This is a genomic window from Streptomyces sp. NPDC059906, assembly GCF_042730645.1.
GTDB lineage: Bacteria > Actinomycetota > Actinomycetes > Streptomycetales > Streptomycetaceae > Streptomyces > Streptomyces rubrogriseus.
In genome coordinates, this window is the sequence record NZ_JBHWKU010000016.1 from 179,921 (window position 1) to 190,808 (window position 10,888).

Genomic DNA, 10,888 nt, shown 5'->3' on the forward strand with positions numbered 1-10,888 from the left:
TGCATCGGTGCTCTGCGGAGCACCCGCGCCGCCGACGCCGCCCGCCGCCCTTCGCAACTTGCCGCAAGTGGGCGTGCGCGCATCTCCGAGGCCGGAGAAAGGGCAGCACAACGCTGCCAAGATGGCCAGCACGACCACGATCAGCGGCGCCGTACCGCCCAAATTTGAGTCGGATGGGTGGCGTTCGCGGAGAACTGCACCCGGCACGGCGACCTCGGCTCGGTGGTGTGCGTGTACAGAAACGGCCACCCGACGGTGGACTTGTGAGGAAGCGTGGGCCGACGCCGTAACCGGCCGTCCCTGGACCCGGGACACGCTGCAACTGGTCCATTCGGCCTCCAAAGGAGCGACTGCTACCGCCGTTCACATGCTGGCCGAGCGCGGAGCGCTCGACCTGGAGGCACCCGTCGCGAAGTACTGGCCGGAGTTCGCCGCGTACGGCAAGGCGGATATTCCCGTGCGCTGGCTCCTGTCCCACTAGGCTGTCCTTGTCGCGCTGGATCACCCGGTGCCGTTGAATGAGGCGCTGACCTGGCACCCGATGGCGGAGGCACTGGCCGCTCAACGCTTCCTTTGGACTCCGGGTACGGCACACCGCTACCACGGGCCGAACCTGGGGCTGGCTGGTCGGCAAGGTGATCCGAAGAGTGTCCGGTCGCTCGCAGGGACGCTTCTTCGCCGACGAGATCGCGGCTCCACTGGGCTTGGACTTCTTCATCGACCTGCCCGCCGGCGAACGCGGTCGAGTCAACGGCATGGCGTACCAGCGGTCAGACGTCGACCTCACCACCTTGCCCGCCGAGTCGGTCCCCGAAGAACTCTGCGAACAGGTCGCCGCCTCGCGGAACCCGAACTCATCAGCAACCGGGCATACGCGGTCACCGACCCAGCCGCGAACGACTTCGACTCACCGGAGGTACAGGCCGCGGAGCTCCCGGCCTCCAACCACATAGGTACGGCCCGCGCGCTGGCCCGCATGTACGCCGCGTTGATCGGTGAGGTGGGCGGCGTGCGCCTGCTCTCCTCGGCCGTCCTGGCGTCGGCGACCGAGGAGCAGGCCGACGGGAAAGATCAGGTCATGCTGGTCCCCAGCCGCTTCAGCGCCGGGTACATGCTGCCCACCGAGAGCAATCCGATGCTGGGGTCAAGCTCATTCGGCCACACGGGGCGAGGAGGGTCGCTCGCCTTCGCCGATCCGGAGCACTGTGTCGCCTTCGGGTATGCGATGAACGACATCGTCGGGGGCATCGACGATGTGCGTGCGTCCTTCCTGGTCGAGACGATGCGTGAGGCTCTCGCGTAGCCGGGCAGCATCTTCTGGACTGGCTTCTCCAACGCCGCAAACTCCAGCAGGAAGTCCCGGTGCATCCCTAGAGTCGCCATCCGCGCCCGTCCAGGAAACTACGATCACCTTACTGACCAGATCAATTCACGAGACCGGTCCGTACGTGGCCAAGGCAGGCGGAACGCCTCGATCTCCGTCCGCCTGCGGCACGGATCAGTTGACTCGGCGGTTGCCGGGCGGAAGCTCGCTCCGGTGCATCCCCACGACGACGGAGCCCGGCCCGCTGGCGGATAGGCTCTCCCGAATCAGGCCGATGACGTAGTCCCAGCCTGCGCCGCGCGTGCCGATCCATCCGTCCCTAAGCAGCGTGGTGAAGGTGGTGTTGTTGAGGTACCGGGGAACCGACTCCTCGACGATGCGTGTCCCGCCGGACGGCCCGTCGGCCTCCGGGCGTTGGAGCAGTTCCTGGAAGTGCTCCCTCGTCAGGTACATGCCCGGTATGAGGGCTGCGGAGTTCATCATGAAGGGAGTGGTTCGGCACAGTTTGACCATGCTAGGCGTGGGAACCAGGCGTGGATCCCCCAGCGTCGTCGGCCTCTCCTGGCTGGTGCGAGCCCCCTCTTCCTCTGCCTTACACTCGTCGTCGACGGACTCCATCCGCTTCAACTCCCGCTCGCCGGTGACGTCGTGCCAGTACACCCAGCCAGGCCCGCGCTGACGCATCCGCTTGTACTGGACCATGGCAACGCTGCGGGCGTGCTCGTTCACGTAGATCATGTCGACGCCCATGACCGTCTCCGCGTTCGTGCGGTTGGCGTTGTACACAAACAGCCGATGGCGGGATTCGGAGCTGCGGCGGTAGATCCGCCAGCCGACCTGCACGGCGTCCTCGCCCTCCATGCCGGGGAAGCGCAGGTAGTCGTGGACGATCTGCTGGTCCTCGATCTGCCGGAGGGCAGGCATCCCCTCGATGAAGGGAACGGACCGGGAGCGGGGATCGTCGCCGCCGAGCGGCTGCTGCCACGCTTCGAGCTGATCGCGGTCCGCGCCGAATGTCTCCATGACGGTGCCCACCGCGTCCTTCTCAAAGCTCCGCTGTTCTCCCTCCCGACCTGTCGGAGGATTGGCCCCCAGGCTGTTCTCCAGGCCATCCAGCGTCTCGTTCAGTTCCGGCCGCAGATGCCGGATGGCGGCGAGCAGGTTGTCGCCAGCCGCGGGAGACAAACGACCGTCGTCCTTGAGGAACCGGCGGCTGGCCCCCATAGCGCCCTCAAGGTCGACGAGCGGCAGCGGAACCTGGAGTGCGGTGAAGTCACGGGCGAGCAAAGCACGTTCGTATGTACCCGACCGCCTGCCCGGGAAGACGCCGCCCACCCCGATGACCCTGCGCTGCTCATAGCGGGCGTGACGGTCCGTGAAGAAGGCGAGACACCACACACGCGGCTTCCTCCAGTCCTTGTACGGGTATGCGAAGGTCCGCTCACCCCGGGTCAGCCATGCCGGAGGTTTCTCAGGGAGCCGCTCCGTCATCAGCGCGGTGCTGTGTACTAGAGCGACGGCGACCATCAACGACCTCCTGCATTTCGCGAAACTTGGAGGCTCAATTGTTGATCAGTTTCCGGCTGTCCGGGCACAGTGGCTGTCAATCGGTCATGTGAATGGCGATCATTCGACGGTGGCGGTACCTCATGAAGCTCCTGGCCACCGCGCGAGAACCCCCCGACGCTGCAACTCCCGTATGTGGTCCGCCATTCGCCCCGGCATAGGACCGCCATTCAGCAGGACGCCCGCCTCGATGTTGCGCTCGGCGCCGGCCGCCGTGAGGTTGGCGCTGGAGAGGAAGAGGATCCGGTCGTCGGCCACCGCCAATTTCGCATGCAACCGGCTGCCGGGGGTGGGGCGTTGGCCCGTCGGCCAGTGCCAGAGCCGCAAGCCCGGTATACGGGAGAAAGCGTCGGCCGGTTCGCTCCCGGAGAGCAGCCCGCCCGCGCCTTTCAGCGTCTCCACGACGATGTCCACCGTGACGCCTCGGGCCACGGCCTCGGACAGCGCTGCGGTCAGCGGTGCGTACGAGCGGGCCGAGTAGGTCACGGCGACGAGCCGGTGTTCCGCGGCGCCGACCACCTCCGTCAGCACCTGGGCGGTGGCGCGGCCGGGTGTCCCAGGCGTGGAAGGGCCGCTCCACACCGCACGGGCCTCGGTGTCCTCGCGCCGCCGGGTCCAGGCCGCCGCGTAACCCCGCAGATACGCCGCCGCCTCCGCCGAGGGAACGCTGTCCTCCGTCATCGACGCCAGCAACGCCGATACGGCTTCCAGCGCGGCCGGCGTCTGGAGCCTGCCGAGGATGTACGCGGGCGAGCGGCCCTGGGAGAGGAGCGTGGCCAGCGCCTTGGTCCGTGTGGGCCCGAGCGAGGCGGCGGCCGTCGCTGCCGCCGCCTCGAATCGTCTGCGGCTCACCGGGTCGATCCGCTCACCCGAAGTCCGGGATGAGGGCCAGCGTTTTCGGGTCGCCTGCCAGGTGGGTGATGAACCGCCGGTCCAGGAACCGGTTGCCGCGCTCGCACGTCGTCTCAGACACGAACAGACAGGAGTGGCAAGCGGCACCGTGCAGGAAGTCCTCCGGCGCCTTGGGAAGACGCTCGCCGCACAGCGGGTCCGAGGAGCACCGCCCTGCCTTGTACAGCGCCGTCCGTACGATCCTGGCCAGCCGGTTCTCCTCAGTGCTCGGATCCTGATCGGCGAGGGAGACCAGCCCGCCAAGCGTGCCCTCCGAGTCCGGGACGGCCGTGTAGATGAGGATGCCGGTCCGCCGTTCCTCGGCGTCGCCGCTATAGATCCGCTCGGCCAGACTCGCCGAGTTGTAGCCGCACTCCATCGCGATGGTGCGGATGAGCAGATGGGAGAGCGTGTGAAGGGCGATGTAACGACTGCCCGGCCAGCCTTGCATCAGGTCGGAGCCGTCCTGGACCCGTTCCGACCTGCGGTGCTCACGGAACCGGCCGAAAGCCGCGGCATGTGCGGCGAGGGCGTCGCTCGACGCGACCCGCTGCTCCCACTGCTCGATCAGGTGATCGTCCACCCTCAGAAACAGCCCCTCGCCACGCACCTCGCTGGCCGGCACCCAGTCGCGTTCGCGCCGCCCCAGGTCGACGCGGGTGACCAGGCCGGGGTCCTCGGGATCGGGGGCGTCCAGCCGAGTGAAACCGATGAGGGCCCGCACCTCGCGTAGCCGCTCCACCTGCCGCACCTGGGAGAAGACGGTGGACAGCGGCCCACTGAGCGAGGCGTCCACGAGCGCGAAGTCCTCGGTCGGGTCGGCGGTCTTCGCCGCGGACAGCACCTGCCACTCGGGGGTCAGCAGGTCCGGAGGGCCCGGCGGCTGCTCGGTCTCGCCCGCATCTCCCGACAGGGCCGCGCGGTAGGCGGAGATGGCCTGCCAGACCTGTGCGGGCTCGTAGTCGCGAAGGTAGCGGTGGTGCTTCGACTTCTTGGCGAACATGGCGATCTCCGCCTCGTCCTCGAAGTCCTCTAGGTCCAGCCAGCGTTCCTCGACGAGCTTGCGCAGTGAGTCGGTCCCGGTATCGGGCAGTGCCAGTGCGCTGAGCGTCACGGGGAACCATTGGTTGGACGCACCCACGACCAGCAGATACGGCGTCTCGTCGCAGGTGTCGTAGACGCCGTCCCACTGCGGGTGCCGGCCACGGCAGCGGGGCAGGTTCGCGCGGCCCTTGTCACCCATCGCGTCCCGGATGTTCCGTTTGGCCTTCTTGCACACGAGGCATTCGAGGGAGACGTTGGCCGCGAGGTTGCCACCGTTGTCGCGCATCCGCAGCGTCGGGTACGTCGTGTCGGGGCAGGCGCGACCCTCGTGCACGAACTCCGTGTACGGGAACTCGTCGAGGTGGCCCTTGGTGCAGGCGAGCGCGAAGCGGGCGGCCACGGCGAGGGGCTTGCGGCCCTTCTTCTTCCGGTAGCAGTTCTCGTGGTAGAACCGCGCCTCGTCAGGGCGGCGGGCGTTGTTGTTCTCGAACCCCCACTTGCCCGAACCCAGGGAGGCCAGCTCATTGCACGCCGTACAGCGCAGCCACTGCGGGAAAGGGGTCACGGGCACGCCGATCCGTGCCGCGTTCCCCTTCGGGTCTGTGTCGGTGCCTGGGATCCACGGGGCGGCTCGCAGTTCGCCCACCTGGTTCGGACCGTAGCGTCGCAGGGCCCGGTTGACGGCCCCGCGGAGCCGGGGCTCCTCGATTACCGGATCGGGCACACCGGCGTAACTCCAGTGGTCGAGGCCCTTGACCATGACGGAGAAGTTGGGCAGGTCGACGAGGGCGCCGACGCCGCCGGTGAACATGAGGTGGCTTGGCCGTACCGCTCCCACCCGCCTGAAGTATCCGCCGCTGCTCATGACCGCCGCCCCCTGACCGTGCCTTTGTCGTCGCCGTTCCCGTCCGGATCCGGCACCTCGCCGAGTTCGTCGCCACTCGCCGTATCCCGGCCATCGCCGTTTTCGGCGGGTGGTCCGAACTCCCAGGCGTTGCCTGCCGGCGCCGACAGCACGGTGTCGGCGGAGAGCAGCATGTTGATCTCGTTCTCCGTCTCGCGCATCGACTGCGGGACGGTGAGCACGTCCCATCCGCTGCCGTCCGCGTTGCGCAGCAGGCCCAGCACCGTCTGCTTCTGCCGGGTCTGGCCCCGGTAGCCGAGCCTGCCCTGCTCTCCCTTCTTGGCCGTCCAGGCGTCACGCAGGGCGTCTATGCGCTCGGCGAGGTAGCCGCGCGCCCGGTCCCCGTCCACGGCCTCCGCGCGGGCAAGCAGCCGCCGCTCGACGTCCTGCACCCGAGGGTCGTCGAGGTCCACCCCCTCCGCGTCCACGTTGTCGGAGAACTCGTCGCACGCCTGCCGCACGGCGGAGACATACGTGGCGGTGGTGCCCCGGTCGAGCGCCCGCCGCGTGAACGGGGTCACCGACAGCGCTTCGACCTGCCGGTAGAACGTCGCGTGGTAGTGCTCGAAGTCCTCGAAGTGGGCGAGATCCCGGGGCCGTGCCCAGTTGTAGAGCGTGATCACGATGCCCGGCCGCTTGGCCTGACGTCCGACACGGGAGGACGCCTGAATGTATTCGGCGGTGTTCTTCGGCTGTCCGGTGACGACCATCAGGCCGAAGCGGGAGACGTCCACGCCCACCTGGAGCATCGACGTGGCCAGCACGTGGTCGACCGGCCTGCGGTGCAGCGGGGCAGGCAGGACGCGTGGCTCACGGGCCCTCCCGGCATCCCGGAGCTCGTCGACAATCGCCTTCTTGCGCACCGACGTGTCGTGCTCCGGGTTGAACCCGATCTCCAGCCGCTTGAGGGTGGCGCTGATCTCCGCCGACGAGATACGGGAGGTCAGCTCCTGGAGGTTGAGCATGTCGGTGTCGCGCAGCAGCCGGTTGGCGATGCCCCGGCGGCGTCCGTTGGCACGCAGCCGGCTCGGCACGTCGTCGTCCAGGACCCGCCGCATACCGGCGAGTTCCTTGGTCGCGTTGAAGTACCCGACCACCGTCATGTACGGATCTGCGGGAGCGCCGTAGAGGTCGAACATGTGCTGCCCGGCGAGCAGGAGGATCTCTGCGACACGAATCTCGGCGGCCTTCATACGCACCCCGTGCGCGCAGACGCCGTAGTAACGCCGCCCGGGGTTGTCACGGGTGACGTCGACCTGTTGGGAAAAGAAGGTGTCGCTCACGTCGACCACCTGCGGCGGGAAGATCGCCAGGTCCCGGGCGAACACGCCCAGCACCTGCGCACGGGCGTTGCGGGTGGTGGCTGTCGACGCGACGATCTTCGGCCCGGTGTCCCGGAGCTGCCCGTGTGCGTCCTTCGCCCTCCAGGTGCACAGCTGGTCGACGGCCGACTCGAACAGCCCCACTGTGGTGCCCAACGCCCCGGAGATCAGGTGCAGCTCGTCCTGGATGATGAGATCCGGGGGCCGCAGCCGCCGCAGCATCGGCCGGCTGGTCACGGCCTTGTGCCGGTCCTTGGCGTTATGCCGGGACCCGCAGCCGATCTCCTCGTCGAGGTCGTCGTGGCGGTAGCCATGCCGATCGCAGTAGGCACTCACGCGCCCGAACAACATGCCCGCATAGCCGCGCCACGGCAGCTGGGCGAGCTTGTCCACAGTCGCGATCAGCAGGCTCGGCACCAGCCTGTAGATCTCCTCGTCGACCGTGAGGATCGGCAGCCCCTCGCCCCGCGCACGCATCCGGGAGAACGGGCAGGGTTCCGCGTCTTCCCCGCGCGGGCAGTACACGATGACGCGCCGCCGTACGTCGTCCGGTGCCACGTCCCGCCACGCGCGCAGCTCCTCGCCGCACCACGGGCAGGACAGCACCTGCAAGACGTTGGCGTGTCGCCCCGAGGCGGACTCGTTGGCCTCGGCAATCTGTTGCGCTGCGTCCCCGTACCAGTTCGGCGAGACACCGGAACCAACCCACAGCCCGATACGGAACGGCCTGCGGCCCCAGACGTCCTCGTCCTCCCTGCGGAGTACTTCTGTCGCACACACCAGGGCAGACGCCCGCTGGAACTGCTGAGCCGTCAACAGCCGCAGGGTGTACCGCATCAGTACGGCGACACCGTCCCGCCCCTCGCGGGCGTCCTCGCCCTCCCCGACAACCTTCTGCAGCCGCCGGATGGCGAACGTGTAGGCCGTGAGACCGAGATACGCCTCCGTCTTACCGCCACCGGTCGGGAAGAACAGGAGGTCGACCGTGGCGGTGCTGTCCGCCCGGCGCTCCTTGTGTGCGGGGTTAGTGAGGGAGCACAGGTTGAGCAGCACGAACGCCAGCTGAAAGGGGTACCAGCTCGCGGCCAAGGGACCGCGTGCATCGACTTCGGCGTAGGCCGCCGCGTACGTGGGCGGCTTCTCGCCGCCCTCGGCTCGCAGCGCGGCCGTCGCCGTGGCCCGACGCTGCATGGCCATGGCCCGGTTGGCGAAACGGAACGCCCATAGCGCGTCGCGGTCGGTGTGCAGCAACTCGATGCCGAGGGCGATCCGGCCGCACGCGTCGCGGGCCTCGTCGACCGCCCGCAGCGCGGCGGTCCGCAGTTCGCCCGACAGCGACTCCGCCTTGGCGGCCTGCTGTTGCAACCAGCCGTCGTAGCCGTCGGCCAGCGGCTGCAGGGCCTTCAACAGCTCGTCGCGCCGCTCCCAGACGGCCAGTTCGGCGAGCTTGTCCATGCCCACCTCAAGACCGGCGAGCAGCGGCTGCCGAGCCGTGTTCGGCGCAACCGTGGCCGGCACGTCCTTCACCGGCAGCCAGGTCGTCTCCAACCTGACCGCGCGCCGCCCCTTCGGCAGAACACTCGCGTGCACGGCGACGTTCCGCCCGTGTGCGTGTTTCAACTCCTGCCGGTACAGCAGCCGCAGATGCTGTTCCTCGGGGTTCTCCACGATGTGGCCGGGCTCGTCGGACAACGGGTCGTCGATCGGCAGGAAGACGCTGGACTGCCCGTCGAAGGAGGTGACTTCCAACTTCGTCTGGAACAGCCACTGCCCGTCCCGCAGTTCGCGGGACTCCTCCAGCGCATTGATCAGCGATACGTCGACGAAACGCAGGTTGTCCGCGCCGTCGACGGTGCCGGGGCGCTCCCGTACGTGGACGCTCAGTCGGATGCAGGGAAGGTCGGGGTCGCTGTCGTCGACGCCTTCCAGAACCTTGTGGACGGTGCCCGGCGAGTCGACGGGAATGTCCACCTCGTACCGGACGGGCTCCCGCGACCACGCTCGCACCGGTTTGCCGTCGTCGGTCTTGCTGTCGCTCTGCCGGTACCGGCCCCAAGAGGCGACGACACTGAGCATGCCCACATCAGCCGGCACCAGGAAGCTCAGCCCCATGGACGACGCCCACAGCCGTCCGGCGGCCTGCGGGGTGAGCCGCTCTGCGAGCTCCGGGTCCCGCCCGTCCCCCTCAGCGCTGACCTCGGTCTCCGCTTGCCCCGCCGCGGCCTTCACGGGAGCGTCGGTCGGCGCGGGCCGGGGCCCGAGAAGCCCGACGAGGTACCGGTCACGGGGCCCCGCGCTATGCGGCGCCAGCGCCTCGGTCTCGTCGCCCCACGGCCCCAGCAGATCCCGTGAAATCAGCTTGCCGAGCTCCTCCCGGACGTCGTACGAAGTCCCGGACTGGAAGGTCTGCGGGACCTCGTCCACAGGGTGGGGAACGCCCGGCTCCGGAACGGGGGCGTTCTGTGGTGACGACGGCATGCGCGTATCCCTCCCTGGGTGCGGACCGACACCCGCGAACAACGATAGGGGGACCCACTGACATTGGTGGGGTGGCGGTGAACCGCACAGGGCCGTGCCAGTCCGGGAACGACTCAAATCCGCCTCAAGGGCCCAGCTGGCTTCGCGGACCCACCGAGCTACCGCAGGCCCCACGGTGGGACACCACTTCAGGCTCGGGCTTCCTGGCGGCACGACAGGCATTGGTGCAGGCTCGCGCTCCGCCGCTTTGGCCGTGATGCGCCCGGGTCAGCTCCTGGAAGATCAAGCACAACCACGTGAACACGGTCGTCCGCGACGGCCGCGTACCCAGCTGTGGTCGCTGGAGACGCGTGGCGCATCAGGCGTTGCGTCATGAGCAGGTCTCTGCCGGAAGAGCGGTAGACCATCGTTCCGTATCGGTGTCTCAGCTGGTGGTAGCGCATGCGGATGCCGATCTTTGCAGCGATCCCGGCGACAGTTCGTGAGACGGATTCGGCACGCGTTCCTTCCCAGAATCTGCCGCTTCCTGTGAGGTCCAGTGCCTTCATGACGACCGGTGGCACAGGGATGGTATCCGTGCGTCCGCCCTTGCCTGTAACGCGGAGTATCGCTGTGCCGTCATCGAGAGTGGATAGGTCCTCCCTGGCAAGTTTGGCCGTTTCGTGCGCGCGGAGTCCGCAGAAGGCACCTAGCAGGACCCAGGTCTTGTGCGCTCCACGTGTGACTGAAGTGAGCCGCTTGAGTTCATCTTCTGCCAGTGGATGAGGTGTTGACCGTGGTGCTGCGGGCTTGCGTATGCCCTGTACGAGGTCCACTCCCAGCCACTTTCCAAACGCCTGGAGATGGTTCAGGTAGGTTCTGCGCGACCATGGGCGTAAGGGGCGTGCGGCGAAGTACGCGATGACATGATCGACCTTGAGCTGGCCTGCGGTTACGCCGGCAGAGCGGGCTATGGCCCTGATGCAACGTACTCGGGCGCCGATGGTGTTGGTCGAGTAGCCGTCCGCTCGCTGAGCCTCAGTGAACTTGTCGAGTGTCATGGGGAACGTCATGTGCCTGGTCGTGGAGCACTTACCGTGACGCGATGAGTTTGGCGAGATCCGCCCCTAAATCGTCCTGACCTGCGCTCTTGGCAACCGGCAATCGTCTGGTATCCGGATGGGCGCCAAACGAGCCTGACGGTGCGGCCCTTCAGAGATCACCAGCGTTCATCGGCTCATACGTGTTGGGGAAGGGGTTCATCCTCGCCCCCGAACAGGCAGAGGACCTCATCCAGCGCGACCCCCGCAACAAGGACGTCCTCTTCCCCTACCTCAACGGCGAGGACCTCAACTCCCGCCCGGACTGCTCGGCCAGCCG

Annotated in this window: 5 protein-coding genes and 1 pseudogene; 1 reads left to right on the forward strand and 5 read right to left on the reverse strand. The window is 67.9% G+C overall.

The annotated features are described in order from the left end of the window. Positions 1-121: 121 nt before the first annotated feature. Positions 122-1,303, forward strand: a pseudogene (locus ACFV9J_RS24385) (serine hydrolase domain-containing protein). A gap of 195 nt (positions 1,304-1,498) precedes the next feature. On the opposite strand, the gene ACFV9J_RS24390 reads toward ACFV9J_RS24385, so the two are convergent. The 5 genes from ACFV9J_RS24390 to ACFV9J_RS24410 form a co-directional block, all read right to left on the reverse strand. Continuing rightward, positions 1,499-2,851, reverse strand: coding sequence for a hypothetical protein (locus ACFV9J_RS24390; RefSeq protein WP_385357038.1), 1,353 nt, complete (start codon positions 2,849-2,851; stop codon positions 1,499-1,501). A 120-nt stretch (positions 2,852-2,971) separates the two neighbouring features. Further along, positions 2,972-3,742 (reverse strand): DISARM system phospholipase D-like protein DrmC, encoded by a 771-nt coding sequence (gene drmC, locus ACFV9J_RS24395; RefSeq protein WP_385357039.1) that lies wholly within the window; start codon positions 3,740-3,742, stop codon positions 2,972-2,974. Positions 3,743-3,755: 13 nt separating this feature from the next. After that, positions 3,756-5,690 (reverse strand): DrmB family protein, encoded by a 1,935-nt coding sequence (gene drmB / locus ACFV9J_RS24400; protein WP_385357040.1) that lies wholly within the window; start codon positions 5,688-5,690, stop codon positions 3,756-3,758. After that, positions 5,687-9,529, reverse strand: a complete 3,843-nt coding sequence (drmA, locus tag ACFV9J_RS24405) for a DISARM system helicase DrmA (protein ID WP_385357041.1) — start codon at positions 9,527-9,529, stop codon at positions 5,687-5,689. The genes drmB and drmA overlap by 4 nt, the downstream gene beginning before the upstream one ends. Before the next feature lie 188 nt (positions 9,530-9,717). Further along, complete coding sequence (locus tag ACFV9J_RS24410; protein WP_385357043.1) at positions 9,718-10,581, reverse strand: tyrosine-type recombinase/integrase; 864 nt, start codon at positions 10,579-10,581, stop codon at positions 9,718-9,720. Between the last annotated feature and the right edge of the window lie 307 nt (positions 10,582-10,888).

What these genes read in the sequence shown, in the direction of transcription:
- ACFV9J_RS24390 (WP_385357038.1), bottom strand. Translation starts at nt 2,851, where the DNA reads ATGGTCGCCGTCGCTCTAGTACACAGCACCGCGCTGATGACGGAGCGG.
- drmB (WP_385357040.1), bottom strand. Translation starts at nt 5,690, where the DNA reads ATGAGCAGCGGCGGATACTTCAGGCGGGTGGGAGCGGTACGGCCAAGC.
- ACFV9J_RS24410 (WP_385357043.1), bottom strand. Translation starts at nt 10,581, where the DNA reads ATGACGTTCCCCATGACACTCGACAAGTTCACTGAGGCTCAGCGAGCG.
- drmA (WP_385357041.1), bottom strand. Translation starts at nt 9,529, where the DNA reads ATGCCGTCGTCACCACAGAACGCCCCCGTTCCGGAGCCGGGCGTTCCC.